This window comes from Stenotrophomonas sp. G4 (assembly GCF_003428825.1).
In the GTDB taxonomy this organism is placed as follows: Bacteria; Pseudomonadota; Gammaproteobacteria; order Xanthomonadales; family Xanthomonadaceae; genus Stenotrophomonas; species Stenotrophomonas indicatrix.
In genome coordinates this window covers 3,686,841-3,707,728 of record NZ_CP031741.1, presented here as the reverse complement: position 1 = coordinate 3,707,728, position 20,888 = coordinate 3,686,841, and the positions used below count along the sequence as shown (strand labels likewise).

Annotated in this window: 14 protein-coding genes and 1 pseudogene; 8 read left to right on the top strand and 7 right to left on the bottom strand. The window is 67.4% G+C overall.

Features of this window, described 5'->3' with window-relative positions; all coding sequences use genetic code 11:
* Nucleotides 1-111 precede the first annotated feature (111 nt).
* Both D0Y85_RS16965 and D0Y85_RS16960 read right to left on the bottom strand, forming a co-directional pair.
* Nucleotides 112-858: a basic secretory protein-like protein gene (locus tag D0Y85_RS16965; RefSeq protein WP_117311349.1), complete on the bottom strand. Its 747-nt coding sequence runs from the start codon at nt 856-858 to the stop codon at nt 112-114.
* A complete protein-coding gene (locus D0Y85_RS16960; RefSeq protein WP_117311348.1) occupies nt 855-4,199 on the bottom strand; it encodes a GH92 family glycosyl hydrolase in 3,345 nt (1,114 codons plus the stop codon). Before D0Y85_RS16960 ends, D0Y85_RS16965 begins: the two co-directional genes overlap by 4 nt.
* A 437-nt stretch (nt 4,200-4,636) precedes the next feature.
* Here D0Y85_RS16960 and D0Y85_RS16955 point away from each other — a divergent pair, with 437 nt between their 5' ends.
* The 4 genes from D0Y85_RS16955 (at nt 4,637) to D0Y85_RS16940 (ending at nt 8,091) form a co-directional block, all read left to right on the top strand.
* Nucleotides 4,637-4,834, top strand: coding sequence for a zinc-finger domain-containing protein (locus D0Y85_RS16955; RefSeq protein WP_025874129.1), 198 nt, complete (start codon nt 4,637-4,639; stop codon nt 4,832-4,834).
* A 15-nt stretch (nt 4,835-4,849) separates the two neighbouring features.
* Entirely contained in the window at nt 4,850-5,965 is a 1,116-nt protein-coding gene (locus D0Y85_RS16950; RefSeq protein WP_117311347.1) for a glycosyltransferase, read from the top strand.
* Nucleotides 5,946-7,277 carry an O-antigen ligase gene (locus D0Y85_RS16945; protein ID WP_117311346.1) on the top strand — a complete coding sequence of 444 codons (1,332 nt, stop codon included), beginning with the start codon at nt 5,946-5,948 and terminating at the stop codon, nt 7,275-7,277. Before D0Y85_RS16950 ends, D0Y85_RS16945 begins: the two co-directional genes overlap by 20 nt.
* 364 nt (nt 7,278-7,641) lie before the next feature.
* Nucleotides 7,642-8,091, top strand: coding sequence for a transposase (locus D0Y85_RS16940; protein WP_117311345.1), 450 nt, complete (start codon nt 7,642-7,644; stop codon nt 8,089-8,091).
* Between the two features lie 103 nt (nt 8,092-8,194).
* On the opposite strand, the gene D0Y85_RS16935 is transcribed toward D0Y85_RS16940, so the two are convergent.
* Complete coding sequence (locus D0Y85_RS16935) at nt 8,195-9,112, bottom strand: LpxL/LpxP family Kdo(2)-lipid IV(A) lauroyl/palmitoleoyl acyltransferase (protein WP_117311344.1); 918 nt, start codon at nt 9,110-9,112, stop codon at nt 8,195-8,197.
* A gap of 60 nt (nt 9,113-9,172) precedes the next feature.
* Here D0Y85_RS16935 and waaA point away from each other — a divergent pair, with 60 nt between their 5' ends.
* Nucleotides 9,173-10,471 carry a lipid IV(A) 3-deoxy-D-manno-octulosonic acid transferase gene (gene waaA, locus D0Y85_RS16930; RefSeq protein ID WP_117311343.1) on the top strand — a complete coding sequence of 433 codons (1,299 nt, stop codon included), beginning with the start codon at nt 9,173-9,175 and terminating at the stop codon, nt 10,469-10,471.
* Nucleotides 10,472-10,797: 326 nt separating this feature from the next.
* Nucleotides 10,798-11,927 (top strand): annotated as a pseudogene (locus tag D0Y85_RS16925) (amino acid transporter); the annotation flags it as partial.
* Between the two features lie 174 nt (nt 11,928-12,101).
* Here D0Y85_RS16925 and D0Y85_RS16920 read toward each other — a convergent pair.
* The 3 genes from D0Y85_RS16920 to D0Y85_RS16910 all read right to left on the bottom strand — a co-directional run bounded on the left by D0Y85_RS16920 (nt 12,102) and on the right by D0Y85_RS16910 (nt 14,941).
* Nucleotides 12,102-13,460 carry a TolC family outer membrane protein gene (locus D0Y85_RS16920; RefSeq protein WP_117311342.1) on the bottom strand — a complete coding sequence of 453 codons (1,359 nt, stop codon included), beginning with the start codon at nt 13,458-13,460 and terminating at the stop codon, nt 12,102-12,104.
* Between the two features lie 16 nt (nt 13,461-13,476).
* Nucleotides 13,477-14,124: a protein-L-isoaspartate O-methyltransferase gene (locus D0Y85_RS16915; protein WP_032975442.1), complete on the bottom strand. Its 648-nt coding sequence runs from the start codon at nt 14,122-14,124 to the stop codon at nt 13,477-13,479.
* Nucleotides 14,125-14,260: 136 nt separating this feature from the next.
* Nucleotides 14,261-14,941, bottom strand: a complete 681-nt coding sequence (locus D0Y85_RS16910; RefSeq protein WP_117311341.1) for a TetR/AcrR family transcriptional regulator — start codon at nt 14,939-14,941, stop codon at nt 14,261-14,263.
* A gap of 124 nt (nt 14,942-15,065) precedes the next feature.
* Here D0Y85_RS16910 and D0Y85_RS16905 point away from each other — a divergent pair, with 124 nt between their 5' ends.
* Nucleotides 15,066-16,202 (top strand): efflux RND transporter periplasmic adaptor subunit, encoded by a 1,137-nt coding sequence (locus D0Y85_RS16905; RefSeq protein WP_117311340.1) that lies wholly within the window; start codon nt 15,066-15,068, stop codon nt 16,200-16,202.
* Nucleotides 16,203-16,205: 3 nt separating this feature from the next.
* Nucleotides 16,206-19,367 (top strand): efflux RND transporter permease subunit, encoded by a 3,162-nt coding sequence (locus tag D0Y85_RS16900; protein ID WP_099589991.1) that lies wholly within the window; start codon nt 16,206-16,208, stop codon nt 19,365-19,367.
* A 514-nt stretch (nt 19,368-19,881) separates the two neighbouring features.
* On the opposite strand, the gene D0Y85_RS16895 is transcribed toward D0Y85_RS16900, so the two are convergent.
* Complete coding sequence (locus D0Y85_RS16895; RefSeq protein WP_117311339.1) at nt 19,882-20,790, bottom strand: LysR family transcriptional regulator; 909 nt, start codon at nt 20,788-20,790, stop codon at nt 19,882-19,884.
* Nucleotides 20,791-20,888: the final 98 nt, after the last annotated feature.

Here is a 20,888-nt window from a genome sequence, read left to right as displayed (position 1 = left end):
GTGTCATGCGCAGTCGAGTGAGCAAGCGGTACTTCCAGCAGCTGTTCGCGCTGTACGCCGGCTTCGTGCAGTCGCGTTGAAGGCCGGGGCATCGCCCCGGCGACGTCGAGCCTACCGCCGCTTCGCGGGCGGCGGCGCAGGGGCCGGGGAGCGTAGCTTGGCGTACTCCGCCCACAGCGCCGGCAGGGTCTTGCCGGTGTGCTTCTGCCAAAGCGCCGGCGCATAGCGCCCGTCGCGCAGATCCTTGTCCAGTGCCAGCACCAGTCCCGGGTGCGCCGCTTCGGCCCACTTCAGGAAGGCGCCGGTTACCCGGTAGCCGCTTTCCACCGTCTGGCCCTGGCTCAGCTTGTCCGGCAACGCCCAGCCGGCAGCGGCGTTGTTCATGCCGTAGCGATCGCGGGCGTAGTCGGCAATGCCCTCCACCAGCCAGCCCGGCACGCGCTTGTCGCCATAGCTGGGGTAGCCCTGCACGATGTGCATCGCTTCGTGGGTGACCAGATCGATGTCATCCGGGTGCTGGACCAGCCAGCCCGGATTGATCGTGATCGTGCTGGCCTTGTCCTTGTCGCCGACGAAGGCGACGCCGTTGTACGCCGGATCGATCACGATGCGCACTTCGTTCGGCGCGGCCGGGCGGAAGTCCGCACGCTCGCGCAGGTAAGCAAAGTAGAACGTATCGATGATGCGCTTGCGCACCGGCGCGGCCAGCGCGCCGGTGGCATCCTGGTAGTACAGGGTCACCCCGTCACGGCTGACCTGGCCATCGAAGGCCTGGGTCTGCGGTTGTGCGTGGCTGAGGCTGGGAAATACAAGGGCGGCAAGAGCGAGGGGGAGCAAACGTAGGCGCATGGACGTCATTGTAGGGGGGAGGGCGCCAACAGTTCGATCTCGGCCAGCTGCAGGCGCCCCGGCGCAGCCAGGCGCAGACGGTACTCGGCGTAGCGTGAGGGCGAGGCGATACGGAACGGGCGGGTCTGCCGCGCCGAGGTGAAATCTTCGCCGCGTCGCTGGTCCAGCGTTACCCAGCGCCCGTTGCCGGCACGCGCTTCCAGCGTCCACTCACCGCCACGGATCGTGCCGTCACCGCTGGTCAGCGTGTACATCGTCGGTACGTCGTCGCCCACGTGGCTCAATGCGATGGTCACGCCACCGCCCAGCGGCACGGCCGTGTTGGCATCGTCGTCGATCAGCGCGGGCAGGGCACGGCCATCAGCCAGTGCCGCCTGCGCGCCATTGCCGAGCAGATCATGCAGCAGCTGCGGGCGCTGGCCACGGGCGGTCAGCGAGCGCGGTACATCATCCACGCCGCTGCCCCAGCGTGACGGCTGCGGGCCCATCACGAAGTCCAGGGTTGCACCCTTGGCGATCACTTCGTGCGGCACCCAGGTCTTGCTCCACGGCTTGCCGTTGATCTTCAGCGACTGCACGTACACGTTCTCCGGCGAATTCTGCGGTGCATTGACGGTCAACACCGCGCCGCCCTGCAGCTCGACGCGCGCATGCTGGAACGCCGGCGAACCAATCACGTACTCCGGCGCACCCATGCGCAGCGGATACAGGCCCAGCGAGGCCAGCACGTACCACGCCGAGGTCTCGCCGTTGTCCTCGTCGCCCGGATAGCCCTGGCCGATCTCGCTGCCGACATACAGCCGCGACAGGATCTCGCGCACATGCTGCTGGGTCTTCCACGGCTGTCCGGCATACAGGTACATCCACGGGATGTGGTGTGCCGGCTGGTTGCTGTGCGCGTACATGCCCATGCGTACGTCGCGCGCTTCGGTCATCTCATGGATGGTGCCGCCGTAGGAGCCGGCGAATGCGGCGTCGGCGGTTTCCGGGGTGGCGAAGAAGGTATCGAGCTTGGCGGCCAGCTTGTCGCGGCCACCGTACAGCGCGGCCAGGCCTTCGCCATCGTGCGCGGCGGTGAAGGCGAACGTCCAGCCATTGGATTCGGTGTAGTCGTGGCCCCACACGCGCGGGTCGTAGTCCTTGGCCTGCAGGCGCCAGCTTCCATCGGGCCTGCGGCCCTGGAAGAAGCCGGCGGCCGGATCGAACAACGTCGCGTAGCTGCCGGCGCGGTGACGGAAGTAGTCGGCCTCGGTGGCGTAGCGTTCGCGCGCGGACGGTGTGGTCGCGCGCTTGGCCAGGGCATCGGCCATGTTGGCGATGCCGAAATCATTGAGCGCACCTTCCATCGTCCACGACATGCCTTCATGCACGTCGGCGCTGGCATAGCCGCGGAACGTCGAACGCTCCATGCCCTTGCGGCCGACGTGGCGGTCCGGCGGCACCACGGTGGCGTTCTTCAGCGCTGCGGCGTAGGCCTCTTCCGGATCGAAGCCACCGATGCCCTTCAGCCACGCATCGGCGAAGGCGACGTCCGAGCTGGTGCCGACCATCAGGTCTGCGTAGCCCGGCGAGGACCAGCGCGCGACCCAGCCACCGGCGCGGTACTGTTCGATGAAACCCTGTACCAGCTGCCCGGCATCATCCGGGGTGAACAGCGCATACGCCGGCCAGGTGGTGCGGAACGTGTCCCAGAAGCCGTTGTTGACGAAGACCTTGCCGTCGCGCACCGGTGCGAAACTGCGCGTCGCGCTGCCGTGGGTGTTGTCATCGGCGGCGCTGGCCTGGCTGGCATAGCGCCACTCGGGCGCGGCGGCGGTGCCCGCATTCTCGTGGCCGGAATTGGGGTACAGGTACAGCCGGTACAGGCTGGAGTACAGCGTGGTCTTCTGGTCGTCACTGGCATTGCCGATGTCGAAACGGGCCAGGCGCGCATCCCACGCATCCTGTGCACGGCCTGCCACGCTTTCCAGCGTATCGGCGGCGGCGATTTCCAGCGCCAGGTTGTGCCGCGCCTGCTCGACGGAGATCAGCGAGGTGGCGATGCGCATCGTCACCCGGCGCTCGCTGCCCGCGTCGAACTTGATGTAGCCGGTCGGGCGGCCGGTGCCGATCTGGCCGCTGCTGCGCCACGGCTTGTCGAAGCTGGCGACCACGTACATGCGGGTAGCGCCGTTGGACAGGCCGCTGCGGGTATCGGTGTAGCCGGTCAACGTCTGCGTGGCGACATCGAGGGTGAGTCCGCCGCGGGCATCGACGTTGTCGAACAGCAGGTTGGCGTCGCCACCTTCGGGGAACTCGAAGCGGAACAGCGCGGCATGGTCGGTGGGGGCGATGGACGCGGCGATGCCGTTGTCGAAGCGCACGTCGTAGCGGTACGGGCGCGCGTTTTCCTGCGTGCGGTTGAAGGACAATGCCCGCTTGCTGCGATCAGCCTCAGGCACACCGCGCGTGGCGGAGGGCATCACCTGGAAGGTCTGGCGGTCGCCCATCCACGGGCTGGGCTGGTGGCTCAGCGCCAACGCCTGCAGCTGCGGCCGGTTCTTCGCATCGTTCTGCTCGTTCCAGCGGTACAGCCAGTTCAGGGCGCCGGCATCGGTCACCGGCGTCCAGAAGTTGAAACCGTGCGGTACCGCAGTGGCCGGGAAGTTGTTGCCGCGCGAGAAGGTGCCGTTGGCCTGGGTTCCGCGCGTGGTCAGTACCCAGTCGGAGACCCGCTGCGGCGCCTGCCGTGGCTGCTCGTCCAGGCGCACGTCGTCGATCCAGCCCGACGCCGGCGCGCCATTGGCGCTGGCCACCTCGAGCTCGATGGCCAGCACGCGGCGGCCCTTCAGCGCCGGCATGTCGCCCAGCCTGACCGCCTTGCGCGCCCACTGCTGCGGGTACAGCGTCTTCGAATCGCCCTGCGCCCGTGCGCCCAGCGCTACGCCGTGCTGGTCGCGCGCGCCGCTGGCGGAGACGCGGCTGCCATCGTCCAGCAGCAGGTCCAGCGAGACATAGGTGGAGGCCACGGTGTCCTTGCCGACGATCTCCGGCAGTACCAGCCAGGACAGCGTGGTGTCGGTGCCGATGGGCAGATCGGTCTTGAACAGTTCGCGGCGTGCCTGGCCGCCACTGGCGCTGTAGTGCAACGCATGCAGGCCGCTGTAGCCGACGTTGCGCTTGGCCGCGTACGGCGCGCCGGGGCCGCTGCCGACTTCGACGGACAAGGTGCCATCGGACCTGGCCGGCGCCGGTTCGCCCGGCTCGAAGGAGGTCTGCAGCCCTTGCGCCAGCACCGGCGTCGCAGTGGTCGCACAGGCCAGGGCCAGGGCGAGCGGAAGCAGGGCGCGGCGCGGATCGGACAGGGTCATGCAGGGTCTCCCGGTAGGGCAGGCGGCAGGCAGAACCCGCATCGGCGAACACCACGGACAGCATCGCCCCGTCCGCCGCAGGGCAGTCGGGAGGCGATGCAGGTCCGGTGGGGGGCGGGCCATGCGATCGGGTCAGGAATGGATCGCTGCCGATGCTGCAACAGCCGGCAGCGCCCTGACAAGTGCCATTTAGTTCGATCCAAATGCGGGAAATTCGAACGACGACCGATTCCGCGCGGAATTGACTGGCCTGCCTGGGATTTCCCGCCGATGGGGGCAGGGCGACGGCAGCGCGGGAGGGGCAGGGCGGTCGCACGTGGCTGCACCGGTGAAGGCTGCAAGCGGGCCGCCGCGCGCAGCGGCCACGCCGCGCACGGTGTTTGCCGGGCCCAGATGCTAGAATCGCAGGCCTCGCAATCCGTTCATCGACATCCGCCATGAGCCATACCGCCACCGCGCCCGCCAACGCCGAAAAGCGCTACACCGTGCACCGCAGCGATCTGCCGCTGAGCTGCCCGACCCCGGAAATGGCGCTGTGGAACTCGCATCCGCGCGTGTACCTGCCGATCGAAGACGAACCCAACGGGCAAGCGCAGTGTGCTTACTGCGGCGCCGTGTTCGTGCTGGCCGACTGAACGGCTGCCCCCTCGATGCGCCGATTGACCGTGGTGCAGTTGCTGCCGGCGCTGCACTCCGGCGGTGTCGAGCGCTCGACCCTTGAAATCGCCGCGGCCCTGGTCGCTGCCGGCCATCGCGCGCTGGTGGTGTCTGCTGGTGGTCGCCTGGTGCAGCCGCTGCTCGACAGCGGTGCCGAGCACCTGACCCTGGATATCGGCCGCAAGTCGCTGCTGACGCTGCGCCATCTGCCTACCCTGCGTCGCCTGTTCACCGAAGTGGGCGCCGACATCGTCCACGCCCGTTCGCGCCTGCCGGCGTGGCTGGGGCTGTACGCGATCCGCGCGATGCAGCCGGCGCAACGCCCGCATTGGGTGACTACCGTGCATGGGCTGAATTCGCCCAGCCGCTACAGCGCGGTGATGACCAGCGGCGAACGCGTGATCTGTGTGTCCAACAGCGTGCGCGACTACGTACACACCCATTACCCGACGGTGCCGCACGCCAGGCTGCAGGTGATCCCGCGTGGGGTGGATGTCAGCCAGTTCCCGCGTGTGGCACGCGCCGATCGACGGCCTCGGCTGGCGCTGGCGGCGGACTATCCATGGCTGGCCCAGGTCGATGGACCGCTGTTGCTGCTGCCCGGTCGCGGCACCCGGCTGAAAGGCCACGCCCACGCGCTGCAGCTGCTTGCCGATGTCCGTGCAGCAGGCGTGCCGGCACAGCTGTGGATGCTGGGCACCGACGAGCCTGGCCGGGAAGCCTATGTGGCAGAGCTGCGCAGGCAGGCAGACCTGCTTGGTGTGACCGGGGCCGTGCACATCAGCACGCCGACCGCGTGCATCGCCCAGGCCTACGCCGCCAGCGATCTGGTGCTGCAGCTGTCGGACAAGCCGGAAGCCTTCGGCCGCACCGTGGTCGAAGCGTTGTCGGTCGGCAGGCCGGTGCTGGGCTGGGACCACGGCGGCGTCGGCGAACTGCTGCAGCAACTGCAGCCCAGTGGCGCCGTGCCGCTGGGCAATGCGCGGCTGCTGGGTGAACGTGCGCTGGCCCTGCTGGCACAGCCACCGTCCTTGCCGACCCGCATCCCGTTTACCCTGCAGGCCATGCAGCGCGATACCCTCCGCCTTTATGCCGACCTCGCTGGCTGACGCCACGCCGCCCCTGCGCGATGAGCGCGCCGGCCGCTGGGCACCCTGGTGGGTGCTGGCCTACGTCGCGTTGTGGCCACTGCCAGGTATCGCCGAAACCGTGCTGGGCCTGGGGGCGTTGTATGCCGCCGCACGCATGGTCATCCGCCGGGTGCAGCATCGCCCTCATCTGCTGAGCCCGGCAGCGTGGGCACTGACATCGATTCTTTTCCTCGGCTACTGGTTGCCGCAGGCGTTCTCGGCCTTCGATGCCGTGGTCCCGTCGGCGTCGTGGACCAAGGCTGCGGCCGGGCTGCGCTATCTGCCTTTCATGTGGCTGGTGGCGATCGCCGTGGCCACCCCGCAGCGGCGGCGCCTGACCCTGGGTGGATTGGCGGTGATCACCGGCCTGTGGACGCTCGATGCGCTGGTGCAGGCACTGGCAGGCACCAGTCCCTGGTTCTGGTCGCTGCAGCAGATCAAGCTGGCCATCAGCGGCCACGCGTTGTGCCCGGCCGAGGAAGCCGCGTTGGCGGATCGTCTCAGCGGCGCGCTGGGGCCGTGCAACCTGAAATTCGGCCTGGTGCTGGCTAGTCTTTCGCCGTTCCTGTTGTTGCCGGTGGCGCGCCGTTTCGGCAATGCGGGCTGGTTGCTGGCCGCTGCTGCGGTGGGCGTGGTGCTGTTGCTGGCCGGCTCGCGTGCCTCATGGATCACCTTCGGCCTGGTGGTCGCCTACAGCGGAGTGCGCCAACTGGGATGGAAGCGGCTGGGTCTGCTGGCACTGGCCGCTGTGCTCACGGCGGGCGTGTTGACGGCCAGCGTGCCGCAGCTGCGTGAGCGTGTGGCGCGCACGGCAATGGCCTGGGACGGTGGCGAGGACGGGGTCGAGCAGGCCCTGTCCGGCCGTACCCGCATCTGGAGTGCGGCAGCCTGCATGATCGAAGCACATCCGATCAATGGTGTCGGTGCACGTGGCTTCCGCGACGCCTATCCCCACTGCGTTGCCGATGAAGGACCGGCGGTGTGGGGCACGATGCCCGCGCTGCACGCCCATCAGATCGTGCTGGAGATCCTGGCCGAGACCGGTTCGCTGGGGCTGCTGCTGTGGCTGGCGGCGGTGGCACAGGCGTGGCGGGCATGGCGTTTCGCCCCGGCCCCGGCGCGCGAACGTGCACGCCCGGCCATGCTGGCCCTGGCGGTCACCGTGTTCCCGCTCAACACCCACCTGGCGTTCTACTCCGCGTTCTGGGGCGGCCTGACCGTCCTGCTCGCCGCGCTGTTCGTCGGCACGTTGCTGGTGCGCGAACCGGACGATCAGCCGGGCGCCGGGTAATCTCCGCATCCACGCATGGCGTGGATCTACTGGATTGTGCGGGGTGGCTGGTCGTATCCACGCATGGCGTGGATCTACTTGCGTGTGCGGGTTGGGGCCTATCCACGCATGGCGTGGATCTACTTGCGTGTGCGGGTTGGGGCCTATCCACGCATGGCGTGGATCTACTGGATTGTGCGGGGTGGCTGGTCGTATCCACGCATGGCGTGGATCTCCGGGGACGTGTCTGGCGGGGGAGCAGTAGATCCACGCCATGCGTGGATGGGCTTTCCCATGAACATTGGCCGGTGTCGCGGCTTTTCCCGACCGTCCGCAGGGTGGTCCGCCAATGCAAGGATGACCGGGCAAACCGCAGTCTGTCCCCATGGCAAGCCCCAGACTCCGCTACGGTCGCTACTCCCGCACGGGAAATGTCTATTCCCTGACCACGACAACACAAGGCCGGGAGCCATTCTTCTCCGACGCAGGCAATGTCGCTGTGCTGGTGGACGCGCTGCGCTTCGTCGAACGCAGCGGCATCAGCCACAGCCTCGCCTGGGTGGTGATGCCCGACCACCTGCACTGGTTGATGGAGCTGCAGAAGGGAACGCTGGCCCAGTGCATGGCGTTGCTGAAATCACGCAGCAGCCGGCAGCTGAACCGGATATCGGGACGAAAAGGGCCGCTCTGGCAGCACGGCTATCACGACCATGCGGTGCGTACCGATGAATCCCTTCATGAGACGGCGATGTACATCCTGGGCAATCCGGTGCGGGCCGGATTGGCTGGTGGGCTGGGGGACTACCCTCACGCCTGGTGTCGTTGGCCGTTGTAGATTTCCGCATCCGAAGGAAGAGCATCCACGCATGGCGTGGATCTGCTGATCGGGATTCCCGGTAGATCCACGCCATGCGTGGATGAGCCATCCAAATCTCACGTCACTTGTAGAAATCGCTGCGCCCACCAGGCTGGCGCTTGAAGCGGCGATGGATCCACAGGTACTGGTCCGGTGCCTCGCGCACCATCTGCTCGATGGCCTGGTTGACCCGCGCGGTATCGGCTTCGACGTCCTCGCTGGGGAAATTCTCCAGTGCCGCGCCGATCTTCAGGAAGTACTTCCCGCCTTCGCGGCGATGGAAGTAGGGAATGACAGCACAACCGGTCATCCGCGCCAGCTGGTGGGTGGCGGTGATGGTGGAGGCGGTGTGGCCGAAGAACGGCACGAACACGGTGTCCTTGCCGCGCATGTCCTGGTCGGGGGCGTACCAGAGGAAGCCGCCCTTCTTCAGGTGGCGCACCGTCGCGCGGATGTCCTCGTTGGCGTACATCGCCTTGGCATAGCGCAGGCGGCCGAACTTCACCGCCCATTCGTACACCGGGTTCTTGTGCTTGCGGTACATGCCGGACAGGTCGACGTGGTCGCACAGCAGGCGGCCGCACATCTCCAGGGTCATGAAGTGGCCCGAGACCAGCAGCACGCCGCGGCCTTCGGCCTGCATCTGCTTGAGGTGCTCCAGCCCTTCGATGTGCACCTGCGGGCGGATGCTGTCGATGCTGCCCCACCAGGAACGCGCGCATTCGAAGATGCCCACACCCAGGGCGTCGAAGCTGTCGCGCACCAGGCGCTTGCGCCAGGCCTCGTCCTTCTCGGGGAAGCACAGCTTGAGGTTGACCTCGGCGGCATGGCGGCGGCTGCCGGCCAGGCGCCAGGCGATCGAGCCGACCCCGCGGCCCAGCACGCGCTGCAGCGTCCACGGCAGCCGGGCGATCCCGAAGGCAGTGAACATGACGGCAAACATCGGCCAGTTGCGTGGGTCACGCAGCGACGGACGGACGGCGGTGGTGGCATCGGACATGCTGCCATTCTACCAACCCGGCCGCGTGTCTTTCCCGGGGGGCTCCCGTATCCTTGCCGCATGCGTAAAGACCCTGTCGAATGGATCCTGCGTGGCCTGTACTCGGCCGTGCTGTACCTGCTGCTGCCGATCACCGTGTACCACCTGGTCTGGCGCGGCTTCCGGGTCCGTGAATACTTCCGGCGCTGGGATGAACGCTATGCGTCCTATCCGCAGCCCAGCGGCCAGCCCCGGGTCTGGCTGCATGCGGTCTCGGTGGGCGAGGTCAACGCCGCTGCGCCGCTGGTCAACGCGCTGCGCGCGCAGCGGCCGGACATCCGCTGGGTCATCACCACCATCACCCCGACCGGCTCGGAACGGGTGCGCGCGCTGTGGGGCGATGCGCTGGACCATGTGTACCTGCCGTACGACGTGCCGGGCAGCGTCAACCGCTTCCTGGGGCACTTCCAGCCCAGCCTGGCGCTGATCCTGGAAACCGAACTGTGGCCGAACATGCTGTTCGGCTGCCGCGACCGTCGCATTCCGGTGTACATCCTCAATGCGCGCCTGTCGGCCCGATCGCTGCGCGGCTACCGCGTGCTGGCGGCGTTGATCCGGCGCGCGCTGCGCACGGTCACCTGCGTGGCCGCACAGTCGCAGGATGACGCTGCGCGGTTCGTGCAGCTGGGCGCGGCGCCGGAACAGGTGCAGGCACTGGGCAACCTGAAGTTCGACATCGCCACGCCGGACGTGCAGCCCTTCATCGAACAGTTCCATGCCCATGTGCCGGCCACGCGCCCGGTGTGGATCGCGGCCAGCACGCATGATGGTGAAGAGCAGGCAGTGATCGACCTGCACCGCCGCCTGCGCCAGCAGCATCCAGACCTGCTGCTGCTGTGGGCGCCGCGGCATCCCGAGCGCTTCCCCAGGGTGGAGGCGCTGGCCCGCGAGCAGGGCTGGAACGTGTCGACGCGGCGCGCCCAGCAGTGGCCGGACGCGCGCAGCGATGTCTTCGTCATCGACACGCTGGGCGAGCTGATGCCGTTCTATGGCTGTGCCCAGGTAGCCTTCGTCGGTGGCAGCCTGCAGGCCATCGGCGGCCACAACCTGCTGGAACCGGCGGCGATGGGCACCGCAGCGGTGACCGGCCCGCACCTGCACAACTTCGCCGAGATCTCGCGGCGCATGCGCGAGGCCGGTGCACTGCTGATCGGCGAGGACGTGCAGGCGGTGGGTGATCTGCTGCTGCACCTGCTCGACGACGTGCAGGCGCGCGAAGACATGGCCCGCGCCGGTTGCACGCTGGTCAGCAATGGCCGCGGCGCGCTGCAACGGACGCTGCAGCTGGTGGCTCCGCATTTGCCGCCGCCGCTGGCCTGAGACCCGGCCTGTCGCCATCAGATGTTTCAGGGGCGCTTCGCCTGCGCTGTCGTGAACGCCTGCATCAAGTCTGCTTGATGATGTTGAATCTGTCGTAGTTGGACCGCTACCGCCGTCCACGGCGTGCAAGCTGTCACATCATCGTTCGTATGGCGCAGATTCCGATTCCGCCTGCCGCGTCAGGCTGCCAGCCTGTTGTCGACCACGCTTGGGCGGCATCAAGGGAGCTTTGAATGAGCGGCGAGAACGGAGACGCGCTGCACGCCAGCGCGAAGACCGGGAGGCTGGGCACCGACCATCTGCTGGTGGTGGCGCTGACCCTGCTGATGGGCGGCAGCGTTGTCGCCCTGGTCGGCCAGCACACGGCGGCACAGGCGGGCCCCGCCATAGTGCTCAGCCTGTTGCTGGCGGCGTTGGGCGCAGTACCGATGCTGTATTGCCTGCGCATGGCGATGCGGCGCGTGCCGGATGCTTCGGGTCTGCACGGCCTGCTCCGTGCCGCCTGGGGCAGGCTGCTTGCCGATGTACTGGTGATAGCCCTGCTGCTGGAACTGACGGCGACCCTCGCAGGGCTGGCGCAATCGACGGCGCGCCATCTGTACGCTGCTGCGGAGGTCATCGACGCCACTCCCGCGCAGTGGCTGCCCTTGCCGCTGGCGGCGGCGATCCTGGTGCTGCTGCTGGGAGCTGCCACTGCAGTGCTGCGGACGCCGCGCGCGCTGTTGCTGGCCAGTGCACTGTTGACGGTGAAGCTGGGCGTGGGCCTGCTGCTGTTGTTGCTGGCAGCACGCCATGTGCACTACGCGCATTGGATTCCGTGGCTGCCATCGGCTACCGCGCCCTATCGCTTCGGGCTGGGGGGCGTGCTGGCGGCGGGCGTGGCGTTGCTGGGTGTCCTGCTCGGTGCAGGCCTGCTGGCAGGGTTCTGCGGGCGGGTGCCGCGCCCTCGTGCGCAGGTTTCCAGAGCCGCCGGCGCAGCGGTGCTGATGGCGATGTTGTGGCTGATGGTATTGGCTGCGCTGCAGTCGGGCCTCGTCGAGTTTGCCGCGTTGGCCAGCACGCGGCCGCTGTCGGTGGCGTTGCAGGGTGTCCCGCAGCTGCAGTGGTTGCTGCCACTGTTGCCGTTGGCGGCGGCGCGGGGCTGGCGGCCCTGCAGTTGGTACTGCTGCTGTTGGCCGCGCGGTTGGGGGGGGAAGTCTGGCCGCCGAAGTCCGGCGAAGTGGGCACCGGTGCGCCTCTGCTGCTGGCGCTGACCGTGCTGTCGGCGGCGTTGGCGCTGTCGCTGCCGGAGGGGTGGCTTCCACAGCTGCCGGGGCCCGCAGGTCTGCTGGTCCTGGCTGCCGTATGCCTGGGCGTTGCGCGCAGTCATTGGCGGGCGACGGATGCGGATGATCGGCGGCTGATGCCGATGGTGCTCGCCCCTATGGCGACCGCACTGTGCCTGTTGCCGGCAGTCACGTCGCGGCTGTTCGTACCGGTGCTGGTGGTGCTGGCGGTCGTGTTGGCAGGCGTCCTGTTGCGTCGGCGCGCCGGACGTTCGCGCTAGCGCCTCACACACCGCAGGCCATCTGCAATCCACAAAAAAAGCCACCCTCGCGGGTGGCTTCCTGGTCAGGCCGGTCGCGCCGACTCAGTTCGTGGTCGTCGCCGGGTTGCCCGCGTCCTGGGTCAGCAGGCGGTTGATGTCCTGCAGTTCGGCGACATCCAGGCCACCCACGGCTTGGCTCAGCAGCAGGCGGTTCTGCAGGAAGTTGTAGCGGGCCTGCGCGTAATCCAGCTGTGCGGAGAACAGGATGCGCTGGTTCTGGATCACGTCCAGCACGGTGCGGGTACCCACTTCCAGGCCAACCTGCGAGGCATCGTAGGCGCTCTGCGCGGAAACCACGGCCAAACGGCGCGCTTCCACTTCGCTGATGCCCTGCACCAGGGTCTGGTAGGCATTGCGGGTGTTGCGGTCCAGTGCGCGCTTCTGCTGCTCGAAACCGTCCTGGGCGATGTCACGCTGGGCCAGCGCCTGGCGTACGCCGGACTGGGTGGCGCCGCCGGAGAAGATCGGCACGCTCAGGGTCAGGCCGATGCTGTTGGTGCGTGCATCGGGGGAGAGCGAACCGGCACCGACGCTGTCGCCCCAGGTTGCGCTCTTGCCCCAGCTGCCGCCCAGCGACAGGGTCGGGTAGTGACCACCACGGGCGGCCTGCACGCTGGCTTCGGCGGCACCGACCTTCAGCTCCTGCGCCTTCAGCGCCGGATTCTGCGTGGTCGCCTGCTGCACCAGCTGGTCCAGGTTGCCGCGGTTGGCCGGCACTTCCGGACGGAAATCGGCCGGCAGGCCCTTCAGGTTCATCACCGGCTGGCCGGTCAGTTCGGTCAGGGCCTGGTAGTTGTCGGCCAGGGTGTTCTGCGCAACGATCGTGTTGGCGCGCGCCTGGTCGTACTGGGCGCGGGCCTCGTGCACGTCGGTGATCGGCGCCAGGCCCACTTCCAGGCGCTTGTCGGCGAAGTCGAACTGCTTTTTCGCGGCCGCTTCATTGGTCTGTGCGGCGTTCAGCGATTCGATCGCCACCAGCACGTTGAAGTAGGCCGCCGAGGTGCGCACGATCAGGTTGTCGTTGGCCGAGTCGAGGGTGAAGTCCGCCGCCTTGCTCAGCTCGCGCTGCGAACGCAGGTTGTTGATCTGGGTCCAGTTGAACAGCGTCTGGGTGCCATCAACGGTATAGCTGCGGCGCTTGCTGGTGAACGAGCCGGAATTGGCGTCAGCGTTCGGCTCGCTGCGCGTGCGGTTCAACTGCGCTGTACCGTTGATCTGCGGCAGCAGGGCAGCACGCGCCTGCACGGCGCCTTCCTTGTCATACAGCCGGGTGGATTCGGCGGCGGACAGCTGCGGGTCACCATTGCGCGCCATTTCATAGACCTGCAGCAGGTCGGCGGCATGGGCGGACAACGGCAGCAGGGCAGTGGCCAGCGCAACAGCGAGGGATCGGCGGATCATTGCGGCTTCCTTGGACTCAGAGGTGGAACTGGGGGGCCGGGGCGGCACCACGCAGGTAATCGATATCGGTCTCGAACAGCGACTCGGTGCTGCCATCGGCCTTCACCAGCAGTGCTTCCATTGCCGGCGAACGGCCCTGGATGACATACAGGCGACCACCCGGACGCAACCACGAAGCAAACTGTGACGGCACCACGTCGACGGCGCCAGTGACACAGATCACGTCGAAGCGGCGTTCCGTCTGCCAGGCCAGGCCATCGGCCACTTCCACGCGCACGTTGGTGCCCAGGCCGGTGGCATCCAGGCGGGCGCGCGCAGCAGCGGCCAGTTCCGGATCGATTTCCAGGCTCAGCACGTCGCGCGCCAGCGCGCCGATGCAGGCCGACAGGAAGCCGCTGCCGGTGCCGATTTCCAGCACTTCGTCACCCGGCTGCAGATCCAGTGCCTGCAGGGTACGGCCCTCGATGACCGGCTTCATCATCTTCTGGCCGTTGCCGATCGGCAGTTCGACATCGGCATAGGCCAGCGCCCGGTGCGCGTCGGCGACGAAGGCCTCGCGCGGCAGGCGGGCCAGGACGTCGAGCACCTTGATGTCCAGCACGTCCCAGGGACGGATCTGCTGTTCCACCATCAGTTCGCGGGCGTGGGCGTAATCAATCGTCATGAGGTTCAAATCCAGCGCAGTGGGCCGGCCATTTTACCGGTGCCGGGGGCCGGCGGCGCGCCCAGAGCATCAGCTGCAGGGTGGCCGGGGTCGCAGTGCCGGAAGTCATCGCGACCTCCGGTTCGTTCAGTTTTGGTTATCCAGCGTTCCCGGCCCCCCGCGGCGCGTAGGCGCGCAGGAAGAAATCCACGCTGGCGGCCACGTGTATCGCAGCATCGGTCTCGACGGGGGACAGTGGCATGCCGCACATCATATGCATGTGCACTTCGCCCTTCACCAGGGTCAGGAACTGCTGGCCGGCGATGTAGCAGTCGGGGATATCCAGTTCGCCGCGCTCGGCACGCGAACGCATGAAGTCGGCCAGTGCCTCGCAGGTGCGTTGCGGGCCCGCCTGCCAGAACAGTTCACGCAGGCGCTCGTCGGTCTCCGGCGCCATCATCATCCGCTGGATCGACAGGGCCGCGTCGGAGGTGATCATCTCGAAGAACGCCATGCCGATGCCCAGCAACTGGTCACGCAGAGGGCCTTCGACGTCGGCCACGAACAGCGCGTCGGGCAGCATCTCGATGCACTTGGACTGCACAGCTTCGGAGAACAGGGTCTCTTTGTCGCCGAAATGGCTGTAGACGGTCAGCTTCGATACGCCGGCCTGGGCAGCAATGCTGTCCATGCTCACGCCGCTGTAGCCCTGCTCGATGAACAGTGTCTTGGCTGCCTCGAGTATCGCCGCGCGCTTGCCCAGATCCTTGGGGCGCCCGGGACCGGCAGCCTTGGCAACGGGCTTGGCCGTCGGCTTTCGGGAAGTGGGAGAACTCATTCCGCTAATACTAGACCAAGCGGTTCGATATTTATACTATACCGGCTGGTTCACTAATGTCCGCGTTGCAACAGTATGTTGCCGGCGCGTTCCCCCCCGGATTTCTTTTCAGGTCCTGTACCTCATGAAAAACATGCGTTGGTTGGGCGTAGGCGTACTGGTCGTGGTGTTGGCAGCGTGCGGCAAGCAGGCCGCCGAGCCGGCGGCGGCCATCCCGGTGCTGGTGGTGCATCCCACCACGCAGGATGGACAGGCCGCGGCCGCCTACCCCGGCGAGGTGCGTGCCCGCCAGGAAAGCCCACTGTCGTTCCGGGTTGGCGGCAACCTGGTCAGGCGCCTCGTCGACGCAGGCGAGCGGGTGAAGAAGGGCCAGCTGCTGGCCGAGCTGGATGCGGCCGACTACGCCTCGCAGGCGGCGGCGTCGCAGGCGCAGCTGGCGGCGGCCGAAGCAGACCTGGTGCGCGCGCGCGATGACCAGAAGCGCTATGCCAAGCTGGCGGAAGACCAGCTGGTGAGCCGCTCGGCACTGGACCAGCAGACCGCTGCGTTCAAGGCCGCGCAGGGCCAGGCCAACGCGGCCCGGGCCAACCTCGCCGTGGCCCGCAACCAGGCTGAGTACGCGCAGCTGCGCGCACCCGCCGATGGGGTGATCGCCAGCCGCCAGGCCGAAGCCGGCCAGGTCGTGAGCGCGGGGCAGACGGTGTTCACCCTGGCCGCCGATGGTGGCCGTGAGGTGCTGATCGCGCTGCCGGAAAGCAGCATCCGCGACTACAAGGTCGGCCAGTCGGTACAGGTGGAACTGTGGAACCGTCCGGGCCAGCTGCTGCCGGGCACCCTGCGCGAGATCGCCCCGGCCGCCGATGCACAGGCGCGCACCTATGCCACGCGCGTGAGCCTGGCGCCGGAAGCACTGAGCGAAGTGGAACTGGGCCAGAGTGCGCGGGTGTTTGCCAGCGCCGGGCGCAGTGGTGCGTTGCAGCTGCCGCTGGCGGCTGTGCTGCGCGGCAGTGATGGCAAGGCCAGCGTGTGGGTGGTCAATCCGTCCAACGGTGCATTGAAGGCAACGCCGGTGCAGGTGGGTGCCTACGGCGCGCAGGCCGTGCCGGTCGTGTCCGGCGTGGGCGCGACGGACTGGGTGGTCGCTGCCGGCGGCCATCTGCTGCGCGAAGGCCAGGTGGTGACGCCGGTCGACCGCCAGAACCGCCCGGTGCTGGCACCGTCGGCCGCCAAGCCGGCGCCGGCCGCAGGCAAGGGGCACTGACCCGTGCGCCGCTTCAATCTCTCCGAATGGGCGCTGGGCAACCGTGCGCTGGTGTTGTTCGCGATGCTGGCGTTCGCCGTCATCGGTGCCTGGTCCTACAAGCACCTGGGCCAGTCTGAAGATCCGCCCTTCACCTTCAAGGCGATGGTGGTACGCACGATGTGGCCGGGCGCCACCGCCGAGCAGGTCTCGCGGCAGGTGACCGAGCCGATCGAGAAAGCGCTGATGAACACCGGCGAGTACGAATTCATCCGTTCGTACTCGCGGCCGGGCGAATCGCAGGTGATCTTCATGGCGCGCGACAGCCTGCGCTCCAAGCAGATTCCGGACCTGTGGTACCAGGTGCGCAAGCGCGTGGGCGATATCCGCGCGACGCTGCCGAGGGAGATCGTCGGGCCCTTCTACAACGATGAGTTCGGCGACACCTTCGGCAACATCTATGCGTTGACCGGCGAAGGCTTCGACTACGCGGTGATGCGCGACTATGCCGACCGCATCCAGTTGGAGCTGCAGCGCGTGCCCGACGTCGGCAAGATCGACCTGGTCGGCCTGCAGGACGAGAAGGTGTGGATCGAGTTGTCCAACACCAAGCTGGCCACGCTGGGCGTATCGCTGCAGCAGGTGCAGCAGGCGCTGGCCGACCAGAACGCGGTCAGCGCCACCAGCTTCTTCGAAACCCCGACCGACCGCGTGCAGCTGCGCGTGACCGGTCAGTTCGATTCGATCGAGGACATCCGCAGATTCCCGATCCAGGCCGGCGAACGCACGCTGCATCTGGGCGACATCGCCGAGGTCAAGCGTGGCTTTGCCGATCCGGCCTCGCCGAAGATGCGCTTCATGGGCCAGGATGCGATCGGCCTGGCGGTGGCGATGAAGGACGGCGGAGACATCCTCAAGCTCGGTGCCACCCTGGATGCCGAGTTCGAACGCCTGCAGAAGACCCTGCCGGCCGGCATGCAGCTGCGCAAGGTGTCCGACCAGCCGCATGCGGTGGAAGAGTCGGTGGGCGAGTTCGTGCAGGTGCTCACCGAAGCGGTGGTGATCGTGCTGCTGGTCAGCTTCTTCTCGCTGGGCCTGCGTACCGGCCTGGTGGTGGGCGTGACCATCCCGTTGGTGCTGGCGATGACCTTCTTCGTCATGCACTACTTCGATATCGGCCTGCACAAGATTTCGCTGGGTGCACTGGTGCTGGCACTGGGCCTGCTGGTGGACGATGCGATCATCGCGGTGGAGATGATGGCCACCAAGATGGAGCAGGGCTACGACCGCCTGCGCGCGGCCAGTTTCGCCTGGGAATCCACCGCCTTCCCGATGCTGACCGGTACCCTGATCACTGCCGCTGGCTTCCTGCCCATCGCCACGGCGGCATCCAGCACGGGTGAGTACACCCGTTCGCTGTTCCAGGTGGTGACCATCGCGCTGGTGGTGTCGTGGATCGCGGCAGTGCTGTTCATCCCGTACCTGGGCGACAAGATGCTGCCGGACCTGTTCAACCCGCAGCTGCCGAAGCCGGACAGCTTGGCCGGCCGCTGGCGCGCCAAGCGCCTGCAGTGGGCCGACCGGCATCCGTCACTCGCGCGCTGGATCGCACCGAAGGAGCATGCGCACGATCATGATCCGTACCAGCGGCCGTTCTACACGCGCTTCCGGGCGTTCCTGGATACCTGCCTGCGCCATCGCTGGTGGGTGATCGCTGCGACCATTGCACTGTTCATCGGTTCGTTGATGCTGTTCCGCTTCGTGCCACAGCAGTTCTTCCCCGACTCGACCCGGCCGGAACTGATGGTGGACATCGAGCTGGCCGAAGGTGCGTCGCTGGCCGCGACCCAGGCTCAGGCCGACAAGCTGGAGAAGCTGCTGAAGGGCCGCGAAGGCATCAGCAACTACGTGGCCTACGTCGGCACGGGTTCGCCGCGCTTCTACCTGCCGCTGGACCAGCAGCTGCCGGCCACCAACTTCGCCCAGTTCGTGGTGCTCACCGAAGACGCCAAGGCCCGCGAATCGACCCGCGATTGGATGCTGAAGGACGTGATCAGTCAGTTCCCGGATGTACAGATGCGGGTGACGCGCTTGGAGAACGGGCCGCCGGTCGGTTATCCGGTGCAGATGCGCGTGTCCGGCGAGCACATCGCGCAGGTGCAGGCGATCGCGCGCCAGGTCGAGGCCAAGGTGCGCGAGAACCCGCACGTGATGAACGTGAACCTGGACTGGAGCGAGCCGAGCAAGGTGGTGCGGCTGGTGATCGACCAGGACCGCGCCCGCGCGCTGGGCGTCAGCAGTGCCCAGGTCAGCCAGTTCCTCAGCAGCTCGTTGTCGGGCATGAGCGTGAGCACCTATCGCGAAGGCAACCGCCAGATCGAGATGCTGCTGCGTGGCCCGGACAACGAGCGCGCGCAGCTGGACCTGCTCGGCAGCCTGGCGATTCCGACCAGCAGTGGCACCGCGGTGACGCTGTCGCAGGTCGCGCGGCTGGAATACGCCTTCGAGGACGGCATCATCTGGCACCGCAACCGTCTGCCGACGGTGACCGTGCGTGCCGACATCAGCGATGGCATGCAGCCGCTGGACGTGGTGCAGCAGATCGTGCCGACCCTGGATGGCATCCGTGCCGACCTGCCCAGCGGCTACCTGCTGGAGACCGGCGGCTCGGTGGAGGATTCTGCGCGCGGGCAGAACTCGATCAAGGCCGGCATGCCGCTGTTCCTGATCGTGGTGGCCACGTTGCTGATGCTGCAGCTGCGCAGCTTCTCGCGTGCGGCGATGGTGCTGGTGACCGCTCCGCTGGGCATCATCGGCGCGACGCTGTTCCTGTTGCTGTTCCGCGCGCCGTTCGGCTTCGTGGCGCTGTTGGGCACCATCGCGCTGGCGGGCATGATCATGCGCAACTCGGTGATCCTGATCGACCAGATCCAGCAGGACATCGATGCCGGGCATGACCGCTGGCATTCGATCATCGATGCCACGGTGCGGCGTTTCCGCCCGATCGTGCTGACTGCGCTGGCGGCGGTGCTGGCGATGATCCCGCTGTCGCGCAGCGCTTTCTATGGCTCGATGGCGATCTCGATCATGGGTGGCCTGATTGTCGGTACGGTGCTGACGCTGGTGTTCCTGCCGGCGCTGTATGCGGCGTGGTTCCGGGTCAAGCCGGACGAATCCGGGGCGTGATGCCCGGGTTTCCCGGCCACCGGGCTGAGCCCCTCTGCGGTGGGTTCAGAAGCGGGATCGCTGGTCTGGGCCGGGTGGGTGGGCTGTTCGGGGGACGCCGCAAGTACGTCCTTGTAGGCTTGGCAGCCGCATCCATGCGGCTGACACCCCCGCCCAGCCCACCCACCCGGCCCCTGACAGTTTCCTGTGGCCTGCACCGCAGGAAGAAAAAGAAGAAGAGCGAAAAGCAACAGCAACAGCAACAGCCGCGTGCTGATGGTTGGGGTCGGATACACCTCATCCACGCATGGCGTGGATCCACCAACCGTCACCGGGAAATGATCGGAGGTGGGGAGGGGGCAGCTGGCGGGACCGTCCACGGCATGGATGCCGTGGCCGAGCCTACAGGGACGTACTTGCGGCGTGTCCCGCCAGCTGCCCCTCCCCGCCAACCAAGCAACAACCCAGAGCCGCTCCGGCTTTTGCAGTTGTAGTTGCAGTCGCCTCTGCGGGCGCCGGGCAGCCGCCCGGCCGATCACCCTTGTAACTGCAGCTGCTCACGCAGCAGCGGCACCAGCCAATCCAGGAACACCTGCACACGTTGCGCGCGATGCTGCCGGTGCGGCAGCAACAGGGTCACCGGCAGCGGCTGCCCCGCGTACTGGGGCATCACTTCCAGCAGTGCACCGGTTTGCAGTTCGGCCTGCACGTCGTAGCGTGGAATCTGCAGCAGTCCCAACCCCGCGACGCAGCAGGCAATCGACGCCTCGGCGCTGTTCACCCGCACCCAGCCGGGCATCGGCAGCGTGCGCAGCTGGTCGCTGTCCTGCCATTCCCACGGCTCCACCCGCGCCGTGGTCGGCGACGCATAGTTCACCGCGCGGTGCTGCTGCAGGTCGGCAGGATGCTGCGGCACGCCGTGCGCATGCAGGTACGCCGGCGCGGCAACGTTGACGAAGTCCAGCTGGCCCAGCGTGCGGGCCACCAGGCTGGAGTCACCCAGCTGGCCCACCCTCAGCACCGCATCGCAGCCGTCCTCGATCAGATTCACCGCGCGATCGGTCATGCCCAGTTCCAGCTCGACCTGGGGGTGCCGTGCGAAGAAGTCCGGCAGGGCCGGGGCGATGATGCGGCGGCCGATCCGGCTGGGTACATCGATCTTCAACAGGCCACTCGGCTGTGCGTCGTCCTGGCGGAACAGCGACTCGGCATCTTCCATCTCGGCGATCAGGCGCAGGCAGCGCACGTAGAAGGTGTCGCCGTCGTGGGTGGTGGAAACCCTGCGGGTGGAGCGCTGCAGCAGGCGCGTGCCCAAGCGCTGCTCGAGTTCCGCCACAGCCGCTGAGACGGTGGAGCGGGGCAGGCCGAGCTGGTCGGCGGCGCGGGTGAAGCTGGTGCACTCCACCACCCGGGCAAAGATGCGGAAACGCTCGATCCGGTCCATTGTTCGCCCGCTTTGGAAAGTTAAGTCAATGTTGCGGTCTTTATCCGCAATTTCTGCACGATATCGTCGTCGGCACAGGGTTGCCAGCCCGGCAGCCT